This is a genomic window from Bacteroidota bacterium (assembly GCA_018266755.1).
Taxonomy (GTDB): Bacteria; Bacteroidota; Ignavibacteria; order Palsa-1295; family Palsa-1295; genus JAFDZW01.
The window spans coordinates 770,379-786,508 of record JAFDZW010000005.1; the positions used below are offsets into that span (position 1 = coordinate 770,379).

The following is a 16,130-nucleotide window of genomic DNA, read 5'->3' on the forward strand; positions in this document are numbered from 1 at the left end:
AATAACTAGTGGTACAAGCGGTGTTGTTACGTCAGCAAATACGTTGATGAAATGCTATGTTACCAATGCAATCTTCGTTCGTTTGGTTCGAGGTCGAGGACTTACCACTCCGAACGAAGATGTGCTCCTGATATCAATATCCCAAGTGCCGATCGATGATATCCAACATCTCGGGTGCCTGTAGAGCCGGGCATACGCGCGTCTCCATCAACGCCCCGCCAAAACGGAGCCTTAGACTAATCCTGGAGACGCGCATATGCGCGACTCTACAGCGGCCAGAGCACAACCCCGGCTTGCTCATGCATTGACCTAGGTTGTAGAGACGCGCATATGCGCGTCTCTATCAACGCCGCCTGATTCCAGTGAACGCAAAACCGAAGAGAGGCCGCTAGACCCACGAAATCGGTCCGATCCAAATTTCGGCTCAATACGATGACTTTGATATGGCCCGAAGACGCGCATATGCGCGTCTCTACGTGGTTGGAAATTGGATGGTTCGGTTGCGGTGCGCATTCATAGAATCGCCATCCCAATGGGCGACATTGTTTTCAATGTACCAACGAATCTTATGATACGACCTGTCATTGCGAATGATGTGTTCGTGAAACCGCTCCTGCCATGCAAATGGAATTCCATCATGCTTGCAGTTCCATCGAACTGCTGCATTGTAGTTATTGATGACGAGCGAAAGCGAGTTCGGCTGCAACGGCCCAAATGACCTTCCGGGATGCTCGCCGGCGTCTGTAGAGACGCGCAAATGTGCGTCTCCACGCTCTCGGACGTACGCCTCTTGAGGAATTATGACACCCTCTTTGAGATCTCCAGAAATATGGATAATTCCATGGACATGATTCGGCATCACAACGAACGCGTCAAGCGTAACGAACGGGAAATGTGCAGGAATATCTGACCATCGCGCCTTCACATACTCACCCGCCTTGGTAGGAGCGAAAACGCCATCAACGATCTCTCCCAGAGTATGTGCCTTGTCTTTCGTGCAAATAGTAACGAAGTACAGCGCGCTCGTAGAGTAATCCCAATGCTCAAGCCGTATCGATTCCGCCCGATATTTCTGCCGATACAATGTCATACTAATGTTCGATTCCGTAAATACGATTGACCTGTAGAGACGCGCATATGCGCGTCTCAATCAACGCCCCACACTGCAAACCAAACCGAGAATGTAGAGGAATCCCGGACGGAGACGCGCATATGCGCGTCTCTACAAGCTCTTTGAAACCTTTAACGATTCGAATCACACTCCACGATCCACTCGATCCCATACTTGTCCCGAAAACATCCGAGGTATGTCCCCCACGGGCCATCGCCCATCGGGCCTTCGACTTGCCCGCCGGCTGAGAGGCCTGCAAATATTCTGTCCGCTTCCTCTTTGCTGTCGGCAGTGACTGAGATCTTCGATCGGTTCTCGTTCTCGTCCACTCGTCCCAGGACTTCGGGGACGTCGTTGGCGATCAGGACATTCGGCCCGATGGTCAAGGCGATGTGCATGATCTTATTCCCCTCGAAGCGCATGACCTTGACAAACTCTCCACCGAAGACCGACCGGTAAAAATTGAACGCCTCTTCGGCATTCCCGTTGAAATTGATGTGAGGATTGATCGTAGGCATAATTAGCGATGGTAGATTGAACTTCACGACAAAGATACGAACTTCTGCATACTACGACGACGTCCTCAAGATCCTCTTGTTTTATGAAGCGGCTGGCGGCCGAACTCGACCACCCCAACCCCTCCTCGTCGAGGAGGGGCGTCTTATTATCTTTGCTTACGCTGCCGTGAGGGTTAGTGCTTGTGCTTGGGGTGCTCCAACACTTCCAACTGACATTCTTGCCCTCGCTTGTGTTAGAGGTTGCCGTGATCAAAACGATCGATATCGTACTCTCACCCGCTGCGGCGGAGGATTCGAAGCTGCGGCTCGATGCTGTTGCCGAATTTCTCGGCGTGGCGGCTTCGCATATTTCGAGCGTGCTGATCAAGAAGCGCTCGATCGACGGCAGGGCGAAGCAGGTTCGCGTGCAGTTGCGGTTGGAAGTCTATGTTGACGAGCCCGCCCCGACGCCGGAGCCTATCGAGGCGCACTACCGCGCACTTCCGCCGTCAGCCAAGCGCGTTGTCATCGTCGGCGCCGGACCTGCGGGGATGTTCGCGGCGCTTCGCCTTATCGAGCTTGGCATCAAACCGATCATCCTCGAACGCGGGAAGGATGTGCAGGCGCGCCGGCACGATCTGGCCGCGATCCAGAAGAAAGGCATCGTCAATCCCGACAGCAACTACTGCTTCGGCGAAGGCGGCGCCGGCACGTATTCCGACGGCAAACTATATACACGGTCCACCAAACGCGGCAACGTGGACGCCGCGCTCCGTACCCTCGTCGCCCACGGCGCAACACCCGACATTCTCATCGACGCGCACCCTCATATCGGTTCGAACAATTTGCCGAAGGTAGTCGCCGCCATTCGCCAGAGCATCTTCGGCGCGGGCGGCGAAGTGCATTTCGAGTCTGCGGTGAATGACTTTATCTTGAAGGACGGGCGAATCCTCGGCGTGCGCACTCGCGATGGCGCAGAGCATCTCGGCGAAGCAGTGATCCTCGCAACCGGTCACAGCGCGCGCGATATTTTTCGTTTGCTCGCCGCCAATAACATCCTGATCGAGGCGAAGCCGTTCGCGATGGGCGTGCGCGTCGAGCATCCGCAGTCGCTCATCGACCGCGACCAATATCATTGCACGACGCGCGACATCCACCTCCCTGCCGCGAGCTACAAGCTCGCCATCCAATCGAACGGACGCGGCGTGTTCTCGTTCTGCATGTGTCCCGGCGGATTCATCGTGCCTGCATCGACTGCGCCGGGCGAATTGGTGCTGAATGGGATGAGTTTGTCGCGCCGCGATTCGCCGTTCGCAAACTCCGGCATCGTCGTCGCGATCGACGAGGAAGATCTGAAGCCGTACGCCAAGCACGGCGCCTTCGCAGGCGTAGCGTATCAAAGCGAACTGGAAGTAGCAGCATTCAACGCAGGCGGCGGTACGCAAGCAGCACCCGCGCAACGACTGACTGATTTTGTCAGCGGCAAACTCTCGGCAACGCTTCCCGAAACGAGCTACCAACCCGGCACGGTCTCGAGCGAATTGCATTCACTCTTGCCCGCTCCCATCGCGAAGCGACTTCAGGCCGGCTTTACGGAGTTCGGAAAGAAGATCAAAGGCTACATGACGGCCGACGCACTGGTCCTCGGCGTCGAGACGCGCACCAGTTCGCCGGTACGAGTGCCGCGCGACGACGAATCGCTTGAACATCCGCAGGTTGCGGGCCTCTACCCCTGCGCCGAAGGTGCCGGCTACGCCGGAGGCATCATCAGCGCCGCATTGGATGGAGTCAGGGTTGCAGAAGCGATAGCCCACTCGACACAATAGAGCTATCTGGTGATCACGACGTGCTGTGTCACCGTTCGTTTGCCATTACTTACGGAGAGTACATATACCCCAGATGAAAGACCAAAGTCATGACTTCGAAATGTGACCTGACTGCTCGGCTCTAACCGGAGTGTGCGGCCGAAGACATCGGTAAGGCTCATCGATTCGATCGGACAAGCCGAAGTAGCGTTGATTAGTGTCTCAGAAGAGAACGGATTTGGAGTCACTGTTACCGAGAGATCGGAGTAATCCTTATTCGCGACGCCGGAACCAACACTCACCAAGCGCATGATTCGCCCGACGCTGCCGTTATTTGTCCATTTGATTGGTAAGATCTCGTTGTCGGTATCGAGGGCGAACGCAGGGATCGAATATGTAGGGGTCGCTTTGTCGACGAGTATCACGTTCGAGGTCACGACCGAGCCGTTATAGGTCAGTCCCCAGATCCGTCCGGAGCCGGCATCTCCGTAGACGTACACGCCATCGAGCGGCACAATCTTCCTGCCGCGATGCACATAGCCTCCGGTGATCGAAACGTTTCCGCTGGTGTGTGGATACTCGAAGATGGGCATCGTCAAGCCGGTAGTGTCGCAGTCGGTTACGCTTGGCGGATAGCAATGCAGCCCTTCCATCCGGTTCCAGCCGTAGTTCTCGCCGACAAAGATCAGATCGATCTCTTCGTAGAGGTCCTGCCCGACATCGGCGGCCCAGAGCGCGCCAGACTCATCGTCGAACGAGAAGCGCCAGGTATTGCGCAGGCCGTAGGCAAAGATCTCCTTCTTCTTGCCCGTGTTATCGTTCGCGAACGGATTGGTGGGTGGGATACCGTAGTTGTTGCCGCCGCTCGGATGCTCGACATCGAGCCTCAGAATCTTCCCCATGAAGTTCGTGGTGTTCTGTCCGTTCTTGTACGGATCGCCACCCGAGCCGCCGTCGCCGAAAGACGCATAGAGATAGCCATCCGGCCCGAATCGCAAGCAACCGCCTTTATGGTTCGGAAACGTGGGAGGCTGTGTGAAGGTCAGGATCGTTGTCGCTGACGAGGGGATGATGGAATCGGGCGTTGAAGTGCTGACAGTGTAGCGAACGATGAGCGAATAGTACTGTGCCGATGTACCGGTATCGTAGCTGAAATAGATGTAGTGATTCTGCTGGAAATTCGGGTCGAAGGCGGCGCCGAGAAGGCCGACCTCATTATCGTTCTGCGCGACGAGCTTCGAGAGATCGAGGAACATGCGTCGAGTAGATACATTCGCATCGTAGTCCACTACCCACACCCTCCCCCGTTGTTCGACGACGATGAAGCGGTTCGATCCATCGGGAATGAACTGCATCTCGATGGGCCGCGCGAACGACGGCAGGTTCGGGAATGCCTCTTCAAGCGCATACTGCGCACGAACACCCGGTGCAATGCAGAGTGCGACGATGAGCGGGAGGATGAGCGAAGTACGCATACGTTCAAAGTATATAGCGTGAAAGATCGCGGTCGCGGGCGACACTTGCAAGTTTCTGCTCGACGAGTTCCGGCGTGATGACAAGACGCTTGTCGGTAATTACGTCCGGCACATCGAACAGGATCGTATCGAGCAGCGTCGTCAGGATGGTATGAAGTCTTCGCGCACCGATATTCTCGACCGACTCGTTCACTTCGAACGCGATCCGCGCGATGGCAGCGATCGCTTCGTCAGTAAAGCTGATCTCAACGCCCTCGGTCGAAAGCAATGCCGTGTATTGCTTGAGCAGTGCGTTCTCCGGCTGTGTGAGTATCTTCACAAAGTCATCTTGCGTCAGGGAATCGAGCTCGACGCGAATGGGAAAACGGCCTTGCATTTCCGGGATCAGATCGCTCGGCTTCGTCAGGTGGAATGCACCGCTGGCAATGAAGAGCACATGATCGGTCTTCACCGGGCCGTGGCGCGTCGAGACGGTCGAGCCTTCGACGATCGGCAGCAAGTCTCGCTGCACGCCTTCGCGCGAGACGTCCGGCCCTCCGTCCTTGCCTTTGCCCGCGATCTTATCGATCTCGTCGATGAAGATGATGCCACTATGCTCGACGCGTTCGATCGCTTCTTTGACGAGCGCATCTTGGTCGATGAGCTTCGCGGATTCTTCCTGTATGAAGAGCGTGCGAGCTTCGGCGATCGTCACACGGCGCTTCTTCGACTTCTTCGGCATCATATTGTTGAGCGCATCCTGCAAGCCCTGCGCCATTTCGTCCATGCCGAAGCCGCCGACCGGTCCCATGATTTGCATCGATGCGATCGGCGGCGGTTCGGTGACGTCGATCTCGATCTCGCGCGCATCGAGCTCGCCGTCACGGAGCTTCTTGCGAAAGCGCGAGCGAGTCCGACTTGCCGATGCAGCTTGCTTCTGCTCTTCTTCAGTCGGTGCAGTGGCATCCGCCGCCTCGGTCGACTCTTTCTCGCCTGGAAATAAAAATCCAAACGGCGAAGCACTTCCTTCTCGCGATGCCATAGCCGGTGACGACACGGGCGGAACGAGGACATCGAGGATTCGTTCTTCTGCAAACACTTTCGCTTTCTCCTCGACCATCTTCAACATTTCCGTGCGCACCATGTTCACGCCCTGATCGACGAGATCGCGAACCATCGACTCGACGTCGCGACCGACGTAGCCGACTTCGGTATACTTCGTGGCCTCTACTTTGATGAACGGTGCACCCGCGAGTCGGGCAAGACGCCGAGCGATCTCGGTCTTGCCGACGCCCGTCGGTCCGATCATGATTATATTATTCGGCATGATCTCTTCACGCAGGCTACCGCTCACTTGCAGGCGACGCCAGCGATTGCGCAGTGCGATCGCCACCGAGCGCTTCGCATTCTGCTGACCAATAATATATTTATCGAGTTCGCGCACGATCTCACGGGGCGTGAGCGAACGCTCCGGCCCGATGATAAAACCACCCGAACTTGCTGTAGTTACAATCTGATTGTCTTCCATGAATGAGCGTTGACGCAGCGATAGATGCGTCGGATTAGACTTCTTCGACCGAAATATTCGTGTTGGTATAGATGCAGATCTCGCCGGCGATGCGCAGCGACGACTCGACGATCGCGCGGGAATCCATCGTCCCCGTCAGCGCAAACGCGCGGGCAGCCGCAAGCGCATACGGCCCGCCGGAGCCGATCGCGACGATCCCGCCTTCCGGCTCGATGACATCGCCGTTACCGGATACGAGCAGCGCAGACTCTTTGTTCACAACGGCGAGCATCGCTTCGAGCCGGCGCAAGAACTTGTCGTTGCGCCAATCTTTGCCGAGCTCGACTGCCGCACGGCGCAGATCACCGCGAAATTCATTCAGCTTGGATTCGAACTTCTCGAAGAGCGTTAACGCATCGCTCGTCGACCCGGCAAACCCGGCGATGACTTGGCCGTTATAGAGTTTTCGGACTTTTTTTGCGTTGGCTTTCATGACGGTGTTGCCAAGTGTCACCTGGCCGTCGGAACCCAGTGCAGCCTTGCCGTCGCGGACGACCCCGATAACGGTCGTTGCGTGAAATGTGGTCGGATTCATTGTACTAAGAACAGGAGTGGTTTTCTGCTGGTTCGGCGGCGTTATTCGCCGTAGATCTCTTCGATCGGATCGTGACTGACGGCCCACGTCGAAAGCAGCGAAGCCAACGATGCGATCGTTACTCGCTCCTCGCTCTCACGGATCACGAGACCGTAGGTATCGGCGACGAACTGCATGTTCGTGAGGATACGCCGAACCTGCGCAGGCGTTACTTTGCCGTGCCAGTATGAGACCGTCTCTACAAGCATCTTCCCGTGGCGGCGCAAGAACTCGCCCATCGAAAGCACGGGGCTCGCATCGTAGCGCGACGAGCGAGGGTGTGCGATTGCGAGCATGTCAGACACATATTGATCGAAGTGCTTTGCCAATACATCGTTACTTGGCCGGCGCAGTACCTTGGCGCGCTGTAGTGAGAAGTTCGCCTTTGACTGCACACGGAATAATGGTTTGACGGGATAGAGATCGAAATATTGTTTGTGCGTCCCGTCGCGGAGATAATCGTTATACACCCAACGCCGCTTGAGTTCGGTCCACGACGGAAGTCGAACGACCGGATCCTTTTCACTATCGAGTACGACGAACCGTTTGCTGCGCGCATTGTACCCAACGATCGTTACCCAATGCGCCCATTGGTTGATACAGATCAAGCACGGGATTCCCTGATCGAGGTATTTCGTCAGAGCCCGATATGCGGTGTCTTCATTGAAACGTTTGATCTCGATGAGCTTTATATGGAATCGTTTTGCCGCGCGGCGAAGCATTTTTTCGTCGGTGCCCCCACGAGTTGTATGAGCAGCACGCGAGATCGTTCGTTCATCGACAAAGAGTCCGAGAATGGCCAGCGCATGTTTCAGCGCAAACGGACCGCATTGCCAGGTATTCGGCTGAGGATAAAAACTCACTGGACGCTACTTGTTCAGAAATTTGGCGATTCCTTTTTTGCAATCGTCCGTCGACCGAGCGAGCGCGTTCATCGACGCAGCATATTCGAGTGCGGGCTCCATTGACATGCCGGATACCGTTGAAAGCAGCGTCTTCGTAAGGCCGATCGCCGAGGGAGAATTCTTTGCAATCGCAAGCGCGTAGCTCTGCACCGTTGCCTCCAGTTCGGGGCACGGCACCACGGCGTTGATCATTCCAAGAGAATATGCTTCTTCGGCGCTAACTTTTCGTGCAGAAAGTAGCAGTTCGCGGGCATGCTGTTCGCCGATCTTGCGAATGAGGAACACCGAAACGAGCGCGGGGATGAAGCCGATAGCAGTCTCGGTGTATCCGAATTGTGAGTCGTCGCTTGCGAAAACCATATCGCACACAGTTGCCAGACCGCACCCGCCGGCAAGCGCCGGGCCATGCACTTGGGCAATGACAATCTTCGGGAATGTATAGATCTTCCAATAGAGATCTCGCAACGCTCGGGAGTCCGACAGATTCTCCTCGGCCCCGAACGATGAAAGCTGTTGGATATATGCAAGGTCAGCCCCGGCACAGAAGGTCCCACCCTCGCCCGAGAGAATGACAACCCGCACGTCGCCGTCAGCGGCCGCATCGTCGAGGGCTGCCGAGATCTCGGCAATCATCGTCGGGCTAAGCGCATTGCGCTTTTCGGGGCGATTCAGGACGATCCGAAGAATCGGATGTTCGAGCGTTGTTTTGATCAGTTCGTAGGCTGCCATTGCGGTACGATTCTCAACCGCCTATGAACCAACATTCCGGCACAAAGGTTAACTGACTAACAAGTCGGTTTAGAGTTATACATCATGGCGAAACACGAGAACGAAGAGACACGAAAGCAGCAGATCCTCACCGCGGCTGCGAAATGCATTGCACGATACGGATACTATACCACATCGGTCGACATCATCGCGAAAGAGGCGAAGCTCAGCAAAGGTGCTATTTATTGGTATTACAAGAGCAAGGAAGAAGTCTTCGTCGCCCTTTCGGAGTGGCGCTGGAAACAGAATGTCGAGTATATGGAAGCGCTGGAGGCTAAGTCCACCACGTTCAGGGAATTCTTAAATACGATGGTCGAAGCCACCTCGCAGTTCATTCTGAGTGTAACCTATGAGCTCCGGACGATCCACGAACTTAATGCCCTTGCCACCGAGAATGCAGAGCTCCGCCGGGTGCTCGTCGGCAACGATCTGGCCATGCATAAAATATTCGTCCGTGTCCTGAAACGCTTTGTGAAATCGGGCGAGCTCCGGAAAAATATTAAGCCGGACGAGGCGGCAACCTATATGCGCTGCGTCGTGGACGGCTTTGCCATTCACGCCGGCCGCGAAAATGCCCCCCTCCTTGCCAAAACCATGAAAACCGCCTTTCTCTCGTTTTACCTCGATCTGAAGGCCTGACGGATATTTTTTTTGTTTTTCTGAAACAAACCGACTGGTCAGTATGTATATAAGGCATATACATTGACGACCCGTATGTTTCATTCCACACTCGCACTGATTCTGACGCTTTTCACAATCGGCCCCAACGCCGGGCCCCCTGACGATTGCGTCATGCCCCGCATTCACTATACCACCGATACGGTGTATGTCTATGCCGATCGCCAGAGCCCGCTCGTCCTGCATGCACGTATGGCTGAGCCGGTGGCTGTCACAACTTGCAGTATGTGCAGCGGGAAGCACTGCGAACGTTCGGATGTCGCCGAACCGACCGATTCGGGGACAATCGTCCTCAGCGACGTCACTGTTCGCAGCAAACGATCGCGCTCAAACCACTTCTTTACCGGCCCGAATCACTAAGCGAATTGTATCGACGATTTCAAATTATCATTCACTTCGAATTCCAATGAAACAGATATCTACTATCAAAAACTACTATCGTATTGCGAGCTTACTCGTGCTCGGTTCTGCCGGTATCGCGATGATCGCATCCGGTTGCAACACTCAGCCGAAGGCTAACGCCGCCGAAGAAAAGCAGGCCGCTGCCCCCGCTCAGTCGGCCGTCGAACGTGGGAAATACCTCGTTACCGCAGTCGGAGGTTGCAACGATTGTCACACTCCGTTCAAAATGGGGGAGCATGGACCGGAGCCGGACATGCAGCACATGCTGAGCGGCCACCCCGCAGAGTTCAAGCTGACAATGGCCGATGTTCCGAAGGTCGACAATCACAAGTGGGCAATGATCGGCTCGGTTACCAATACTGCCTTTGCCGGACCGTGGGGTATTTCGTTCGCAATGAACCTCACGCCCGATAGCGTCACCGGTATCGGCACGTGGGGTGAGGATCTGTTTGTCAAGACGATCCGTACCGGCAAGCATTGGGCGACGTCACGCCCGATCATGCCCCCGATGCCGCAGCCTGCATTTTCGCACATGACGGATGACGACCTTAAATCGATCTATGCCTATCTACGTACTGTACCAAAAGTTCACAACCAGGTGCCGGATTACATCCCGCCGGTACAAGTTCAGTAACTGCCTCTGCCTTATCAACGAGACAACCGCCGGCCCACCACACAGGCCGGCGGTTGTTGTTTTTTACACCGGGATTTGTATTTGGTCCAACATTTGCTTAACTTTGGGGAATGTCTTAATCTAAATACGCCTCTATGAAAACTCAACGATACCTCCTTATGCTTCCCCTGTTCGTTACGATGCTCATCCCGATCTCCACGTTAGGCCAAAGCGCCAATAGCGGCAAAGACTTCTGGCTCGCCTTCCCGCAAAACGCCCGATTCGAGCGATTTGCCGGAGAGCGTTTCCGTGTCTTTATTTCGGGCACAGAGGGCACGAACGGAAGGATTAAGGAATATGCAACCGGCACACAAACAGAATTCACGATCCCGGCCTCGGGCATCGCTGAAATATCGATCGATACATCCGCGGAGCTGACCAGCCAGGGGGTTCATAAGGCCTCGGCCCATGTCACGGCTTCTGCGCCTGTCTCGATTGTTGCCGTCAGCTATCGGCCCGCGAGCATGGATAGCTACTGCGCAATCCCCACACCCCAGTTGGGACATGACTACGCAGTCATTGGCTACGACTCTATCCCAGGTTTGGATCACTACCACACCCAGTGTGATGTGATTGCAGCGGAGGATGGCACCTCAATCACACTCCAATACCCCAGTTCGGTACATGATGCACATCTCATCCGGAGTTCTACCCTTGAGCGAGGCGAAGTGCTTCATCTCGGTGGCGACGAGGTCCATGCCGATATCACAGGAACGATGATTCATTCGAACAAGCCGGTTGCCGTTATCACCGGCCATACTTGTGCGCAAGTCCCATCAGACGTGTACTATTGCGACCTCCTGATGGAAATGATTCCCAGCTCGGATAAACTCGGACAAACGTTCGCCATTGCTCCGTTCAAATGGCAAGTAGCTTCAAGCATCCGTGTCGTGGCGATGGAAGACAATACAATCGTGAAGCTGGGCGGGAACGTCGTTGCTACACTGACTCGCGGCAGTTACTATCAGAACGATGCAATCCGCCAGGCGACCATGCTCGAAACGAGCCATTCGACATACGCAATGCAATACATGCATGGGAGCGATGAAGCACAAGACTCATATGCTGCCGCCGATCCGTCCATGCTTAGTCTGATACCCATCGAACGAATGCCGACGGTCATTACATCGGCCATTCCCGCGATCCATCCGGGTGGTGGAACGGTCGCACCCGACGATCAGAATGCCTCCTGGCAGGACTTGGTAAATATTGTTACCCGATCAGAAGATCTCTTAACATTGAAGCTCAACGGACATTCAGTCGATGCATCGTCCGTCGTTCCGATCGCAGGGAGCGATCTCGTGGTCGTGACTATTCCGGTTCGACCAGGAAAAATCGAACTGAGCGGTGCACCGTTCGCCGCATATTCGTACGGTGTCGGGCGAAAGGAGAATGCGTACGAATCCTATGCGATGACGCTTGGGATGAACCTAGAATAACGTTATTCCCCTACCGGCTGGAATTTTTCGATCTCTTCAAGGAGGACGGGGACAATCTCTTCCTCCTTGATGCGACGAACAACTTCTCCTTTTCGGTAAAGAATGCCAACGCCCTGTCCAGCAGCAATACCGATATCAGCCTCGGCAGCTTCGCCCGGACCATTTACAACACATCCAAGAATCGCAACCTTCACCGGCTTCTTGTAGTGCGCGGTTGCACGCTCGAGTTCGTCACAGACCTTGAATAGGTCGATCTCGAGGCGTCCGCATGTCGGGCATGCAATGATCTCGACGTTGCGGCTGGCAAGCGAGAGCGAACGCAGAATCTCTTTTCCGACTTCAACTTCACGTTCCGGCTCGTCGGTAAGTGAGACGCGAATCGTGTCGCCGATTCCTTCGGCAAGCAACGTACCGATCCCGACGGCGGACTTGATCGTGCCGACTCGGATCGTACCGGCTTCGGTTACTCCGAGATGCAACGGATAATCCGTACGTTCGGCGATCAACCGATATGCAGCGATCATGAGACGAACGTCTGTGGACTTCACGCTGATGATAATATCACCGAAGCCGAAGTCTTCGCAGATATTCACGTGGCGCATCGCCGATTCGAACAGCGCTTCGGCGGTCGGGTAGCCATACTTTTCGAGAATATCCTTTTCGAGCGAGCCGGAATTCACACCGATTCTAATCGGTGTGCGGCGTTCTTTCGCGAGCCCGAGTACTTGGTGGATACGTTCGATGGATCCGATATTGCCCGGATTGAGTCGGACCTTTGCGACCCCAGCCTCAAGCGCTTTGATCGCGAATACATGGTTGAAATGGATGTCCGCGACGATCGGCATTGTTGTGCCTTTTACAATGTCCGCAATCCCCTCTGCTGCTTCCCAATCGTTGACCGTCACGCGAACGATATCGACACCGGCCTCTTCGGCGCGGTGGATCTGTTCGAGCGTTGCTTTGACATCGCCGGTCTTCGTCTTCGTCATCGTCTGCACCGAGATCGGAGCGCCGCCACCGACCGGCACATTGCCGACCATCACCCGACGCGATTTGCGGCGGTGATTTTGAAAACTATCAAGTCCGGTCTGGGTGGAAACGATCGGTAATTCCATTGAGTCTAATCTACAGTTCGTTATTCACGCGTGTTCAGCGTCCGTCCATCTTCTTCGATGCTTCGAAGAGTATCTCGCGTTCGTCTTCGGTAAGGTTCTGATACCCCGACGCGGCGATCTTGTCGAGGATGCGATCGATATCTTCTTGCGTGATGACACGACCCATTGTCGAGGTGACGTTCGACGCGTTCTTGCTGCGTGACGAACCGATCTCCTCATATTCGGCGTCGAGCGTCGAGTCATCGTCGTTCACATGACGCCGTCCGCCGAACGGGGTTCGAGGCTGTTGCCATGCCCCCATTCCTACAGAGGAGTTGGAACGACTTCGCCGTGCAAAGCTTGGTTTGTAGCCGTCGAACAACAGATAAATAATACCCACGACAGCCCCGCCGAGATGTGCAAGATGCCCGACACCGTCGTTCGCTGGCAGCGATACTACTTCGAACAAAATATACAGCAGTACTGCATACTTCGCCTTCATAGGGATGAAGAACTGGATCAGCAGAATCTGATCGGGGAACATCAAACCAAATGCGGCAAGCAGACCGAAGATCGCACCGGATGCACCGACCAGCGGACCGGCACCGCCCGAGATCATCGGAGAAATGAGAATATGTGCTGCACCTCCGCCTAGACCGCAGAGCATATAATAAATAAATGTCTTTCGCGATCCCCACGTCATTTCGAGTGCAGGACCGAAGATGATCAGGGCGATCATATTAAATAAGATGTGCATGAATCCGCCATGCAGAAACATGTACGTGATCGGCTGCCACAGGTAGAAATTACCAGACTGCGGGGGATACAGATAGAGATAACGCTGGATGAGATACTCGAGCGAGACTCCGCCCAAACGCAGCCCCCCAAAGAGCATCTCGACGAGAAACACTCCAACATTGACGTAGAGCATCGTACGGATCACCGGCGACCTCGCCATGAATCCGCCAAGACCTGCTCCGCCTCTGAAGGAACGGTTAAAACTGCTCATGAATTGTTCCTATGGGTACATTCATGTACCCATTCAAGTGATTAGATACCCCCGAACAGGCACCCATAGATGTCTGTTCCACTGGTAGTATGCTCATCTATACGCAGTATTGAAAACCACAGTTTCACATAGAAGGAACCATGAAGTCATCCAGCGCCGAATTCAGTGGTTACTTGTGGTATTGTGGGTTTCGATAGTACCGGCGACACTCTGTGCCCAGTGGACGGCCGTGGCCCCTGCCTTGCTTGGAAAACAGAGTTTCGGCATGGGGTCGATCATCCATCGCGGAGGTCTCGTCTGGGCGGGCAGCCACGACGTCTGGATGTCACCCGATAGCGGCGTTACCTGGCAATCTCGCTCCGTCGGTAACCTCGGTAACGATTACATCGATGACATCAATTTCTTCGATCGCTCGAGCGGCATCGTATGTACCCATTTCGGCAGCGTATATCTTACTCACGATCAAGGGTTTACCTGGAAACGCTTCCAACGGTTTGGGAGCGCAAACAGCGGAATATTCCTCGGGAATCCGAACGCGATCGCTATCGCGACCGGAATCGGTCAAACCGTTGACGTCACGCTCGATGGAGGAACCACTTGGAGCAGTTCAAATCTCGGAACCCTCGTTACGTGCGTAAAACCGCTGCTCGGTGGAAGCGCACTCGCTCTTGGGGGCGACCAACCAAGCGGCCGCTCGATCTATAAAACGACCGATTATGGCGCAACCTGGCAACGTCAAGCCGGGCACATCGACTTCGACTCCTGGAGCTTCGATGTCGACCCGTGTACGCCGCAGTATATCTATGCAGTCAACGAAGAATGCACGACCCCAGATGATAACAAAGCTGCACTGTATATTTCTTCGGATGAGGGTACATCCTGGACATCAACCGGCCTTCAAGCTGTTCGGCCATATTATTGTGGTTCTGTCGCACTCGCCGCTCCGGGTGTCTTCGTTCAAACGACCGCGAACGGCATACTCCGCTCGACCGATCTCGGAGTAACGTGGAGCCCCATCGGCGGACCGAACGCGCCGTTCGATTCTCGGCTCGTGTGTCCGATCACAGCGAATATTATCCTTGCCGCAGACAACACCGGTACAATTTGGCGCACGTTCACGAGCGGCGGCGACTCATTACAGAACGTCAAGCCTTACGTGGGCCTCGAGATCTCGCCGTTCCAGCTTTTCGTATCCGATACACTACTCAACTGCGACTCACCAATACTGCGTGATGTCGACTTCACATTGCAGCTTTGCAGTTACCCAAAGATCGACACGCAGTACATCGGCGGGCCTGATTCGTTGGACTACGTCATCGTTCGCCCAATTCTCGACTCGCTCTCAGGCTTTGATACGGCCACGATCTCGTTTCACCCGCGCGGAAGCGGGGACCGACATGGTGAGTATGTGATAGTGCTCGAAGACGGAACACACATTGGCGTCCCACTCGCTGGGTATGGCCGGGGAATCACGTTCGTAGAACCGTTGTCGGCATCGGTTGCGACCGACACGATCGGAGACGACGTTTCCGTGCCGATCATCATGACCGGCTTTCCTATCCGCGAGAATTTGGAAGTCGTGCTCAGATACGATCCGAAGCTCATCTATCTCGGCGCGTTTTCGAATACGGGGGTGCCGCTTGACATCCCTGGTGAGCAGTGGGCCGGTCGGTCACGGCTTCGAATCACCGCGGGAGACCTTTTAATCGACAGTGCATCAGGCGAGCTTCGCTTTCAAGTGTACCCTGACGGCGACACCTGTTTCAAGGCCGTCCTTGATTCGCTATCGATCCTAAATCCGCTCGCTCCGTGCGAGTATTCCATCGGGGCCGGCGTACCGATCGACATCTGCCCGCCTCGAGGCTGTGGCGTAATGACGATCACCAGATTCGTCCGATACCATCAACCGCCACGGTTTACCGTATTTCCCAATCCGTCCGCCGGCGTCGTCTATCTTTCATCGACGCAAGATGTGGGAGAAGCAACGATGGTGCTGAGTGACGAACATGGGACATTGCTTCATCTGCTGAGTACGACCGTTCGAAAAGGTACGACGAAACTCGATCTCGGCACCATACCGAACGGATGGTATCGGCTCTCGTTGCACTCGGAATCTGCCGATGCGAGCTGTGCGGTTCTCGTCGCGAGGTGACC

General features: G+C 55.1%; 15 protein-coding genes. 6 read left to right on the plus strand and 9 right to left on the minus strand.

Annotated elements, in window-relative coordinates; translation table 11 throughout:
* Positions 1 to 472: 472 nt before the first annotated feature.
* Positions 473 to 1,090: a transposase gene (locus JSS75_08025; GenBank protein ID MBS1903633.1), complete on the minus strand. Its 618-nt coding sequence runs from the start codon at positions 1,088 to 1,090 to the stop codon at positions 473 to 475.
* Between the two features lie 152 nt (positions 1,091 to 1,242).
* A complete protein-coding gene (locus tag JSS75_08030; protein ID MBS1903634.1) occupies positions 1,243 to 1,629 on the minus strand; it encodes a VOC family protein in 387 nt (128 codons plus the stop codon).
* A 245-nt stretch (positions 1,630 to 1,874) separates the two neighbouring features.
* Between JSS75_08030 and JSS75_08035 the strand changes: the two genes are divergently transcribed.
* Positions 1,875 to 3,434 (plus strand): FAD-dependent monooxygenase, encoded by a 1,560-nt coding sequence (locus JSS75_08035; GenBank protein ID MBS1903635.1) that lies wholly within the window; start codon positions 1,875 to 1,877, stop codon positions 3,432 to 3,434.
* A 2-nt stretch (positions 3,435 to 3,436) separates the two neighbouring features.
* Here the strand turns inward: JSS75_08035 and JSS75_08040 are convergent, their stop codons facing one another.
* Genes JSS75_08040 through JSS75_08060 form a run of 5 tightly spaced genes read right to left on the minus strand, consistent with a single transcriptional unit; the run spans position 3,437 to position 8,642 of the window.
* On the minus strand, positions 3,437 to 4,888 hold the full coding sequence (locus JSS75_08040) for a PQQ-dependent sugar dehydrogenase (GenBank protein MBS1903636.1): 1,452 nt from the start codon (positions 4,886 to 4,888) through the stop codon (positions 3,437 to 3,439).
* 4 nt (positions 4,889 to 4,892) lie between these two features.
* Positions 4,893 to 6,395, minus strand: coding sequence for an ATP-dependent protease ATPase subunit HslU (hslU, locus tag JSS75_08045; protein ID MBS1903637.1), 1,503 nt, complete (start codon positions 6,393 to 6,395; stop codon positions 4,893 to 4,895).
* A gap of 34 nt (positions 6,396 to 6,429) precedes the next feature.
* Positions 6,430 to 6,969: an ATP-dependent protease subunit HslV gene (gene hslV / locus JSS75_08050; protein MBS1903638.1), complete on the minus strand. Its 540-nt coding sequence runs from the start codon at positions 6,967 to 6,969 to the stop codon at positions 6,430 to 6,432.
* Positions 6,970 to 7,010: 41 nt separating this feature from the next.
* Positions 7,011 to 7,871 carry a hypothetical protein gene (locus tag JSS75_08055; GenBank protein MBS1903639.1) on the minus strand — a complete coding sequence of 287 codons (861 nt, stop codon included), beginning with the start codon at positions 7,869 to 7,871 and terminating at the stop codon, positions 7,011 to 7,013.
* 6 nt (positions 7,872 to 7,877) lie between these two features.
* A complete protein-coding gene (locus JSS75_08060; GenBank protein MBS1903640.1) occupies positions 7,878 to 8,642 on the minus strand; it encodes an enoyl-CoA hydratase/isomerase family protein in 765 nt (254 codons plus the stop codon).
* 84 nt (positions 8,643 to 8,726) lie between these two features.
* Here JSS75_08060 and JSS75_08065 point away from each other — a divergent pair, with 84 nt between their 5' ends.
* The 4 genes from JSS75_08065 (at position 8,727) to JSS75_08080 (ending at position 11,873) form a co-directional block, all read left to right on the plus strand.
* Positions 8,727 to 9,320, plus strand: coding sequence for a TetR/AcrR family transcriptional regulator (locus tag JSS75_08065; protein MBS1903641.1), 594 nt, complete (start codon positions 8,727 to 8,729; stop codon positions 9,318 to 9,320).
* Between the two features lie 75 nt (positions 9,321 to 9,395).
* A complete protein-coding gene (locus JSS75_08070) occupies positions 9,396 to 9,719 on the plus strand; it encodes a hypothetical protein (GenBank protein ID MBS1903642.1) in 324 nt (107 codons plus the stop codon).
* A 46-nt stretch (positions 9,720 to 9,765) separates the two neighbouring features.
* The gene (locus JSS75_08075; GenBank protein MBS1903643.1) at positions 9,766 to 10,395 is read left to right on the plus strand and encodes a c-type cytochrome; all 630 of its coding nucleotides are present in this window, start codon (positions 9,766 to 9,768) and stop codon (positions 10,393 to 10,395) included.
* A 134-nt stretch (positions 10,396 to 10,529) separates the two neighbouring features.
* Positions 10,530 to 11,873, plus strand: coding sequence for an IgGFc-binding protein (locus tag JSS75_08080; GenBank protein MBS1903644.1), 1,344 nt, complete (start codon positions 10,530 to 10,532; stop codon positions 11,871 to 11,873).
* Positions 11,874 to 11,875: 2 nt separating this feature from the next.
* Here the strand turns inward: JSS75_08080 and ispG are convergent, their stop codons facing one another.
* Together ispG and JSS75_08090 are read right to left on the minus strand one after the other, a co-directional pair.
* Positions 11,876 to 12,988 (minus strand): flavodoxin-dependent (E)-4-hydroxy-3-methylbut-2-enyl-diphosphate synthase, encoded by a 1,113-nt coding sequence (gene ispG / locus JSS75_08085; GenBank protein ID MBS1903645.1) that lies wholly within the window; start codon positions 12,986 to 12,988, stop codon positions 11,876 to 11,878.
* Between the two features lie 34 nt (positions 12,989 to 13,022).
* Complete coding sequence (locus JSS75_08090) at positions 13,023 to 13,976, minus strand: rhomboid family intramembrane serine protease (protein ID MBS1903646.1); 954 nt, start codon at positions 13,974 to 13,976, stop codon at positions 13,023 to 13,025.
* Between the two features lie 229 nt (positions 13,977 to 14,205).
* Here JSS75_08090 and JSS75_08095 point away from each other — a divergent pair, with 229 nt between their 5' ends.
* Entirely contained in the window at positions 14,206 to 16,128 is a 1,923-nt protein-coding gene (locus tag JSS75_08095; GenBank protein ID MBS1903647.1) for a hypothetical protein, read from the plus strand.
* Positions 16,129 to 16,130: the final 2 nt, after the last annotated feature.

What these genes read in the sequence shown, in the direction of transcription:
- JSS75_08025 (MBS1903633.1), bottom strand. Translation starts at nt 1,090, where the DNA reads ATGACATTGTATCGGCAGAAATATCGGGCGGAATCGATACGGCTTGAG.
- JSS75_08030 (MBS1903634.1), bottom strand. Translation starts at nt 1,629, where the DNA reads ATGCCTACGATCAATCCTCACATCAATTTCAACGGGAATGCCGAAGAG.
- JSS75_08040 (MBS1903636.1), bottom strand. Translation starts at nt 4,888, where the DNA reads ATGCGTACTTCGCTCATCCTCCCGCTCATCGTCGCACTCTGCATTGCA.
- hslU (MBS1903637.1), bottom strand. Translation starts at nt 6,395, where the DNA reads ATGGAAGACAATCAGATTGTAACTACAGCAAGTTCGGGTGGTTTTATC.
- hslV (MBS1903638.1), bottom strand. Translation starts at nt 6,969, where the DNA reads ATGAATCCGACCACATTTCACGCAACGACCGTTATCGGGGTCGTCCGC.
- JSS75_08060 (MBS1903640.1), bottom strand. Translation starts at nt 8,642, where the DNA reads ATGGCAGCCTACGAACTGATCAAAACAACGCTCGAACATCCGATTCTT.
- JSS75_08065 (MBS1903641.1), top strand. Translation starts at nt 8,727, where the DNA reads ATGGCGAAACACGAGAACGAAGAGACACGAAAGCAGCAGATCCTCACC.
- JSS75_08070 (MBS1903642.1), top strand. Translation starts at nt 9,396, where the DNA reads ATGTTTCATTCCACACTCGCACTGATTCTGACGCTTTTCACAATCGGC.
- JSS75_08075 (MBS1903643.1), top strand. Translation starts at nt 9,766, where the DNA reads ATGAAACAGATATCTACTATCAAAAACTACTATCGTATTGCGAGCTTA.
- JSS75_08080 (MBS1903644.1), top strand. Translation starts at nt 10,530, where the DNA reads ATGAAAACTCAACGATACCTCCTTATGCTTCCCCTGTTCGTTACGATG.
- ispG (MBS1903645.1), bottom strand. Translation starts at nt 12,988, where the DNA reads ATGGAATTACCGATCGTTTCCACCCAGACCGGACTTGATAGTTTTCAA.
- JSS75_08090 (MBS1903646.1), bottom strand. Translation starts at nt 13,976, where the DNA reads ATGAGCAGTTTTAACCGTTCCTTCAGAGGCGGAGCAGGTCTTGGCGGA.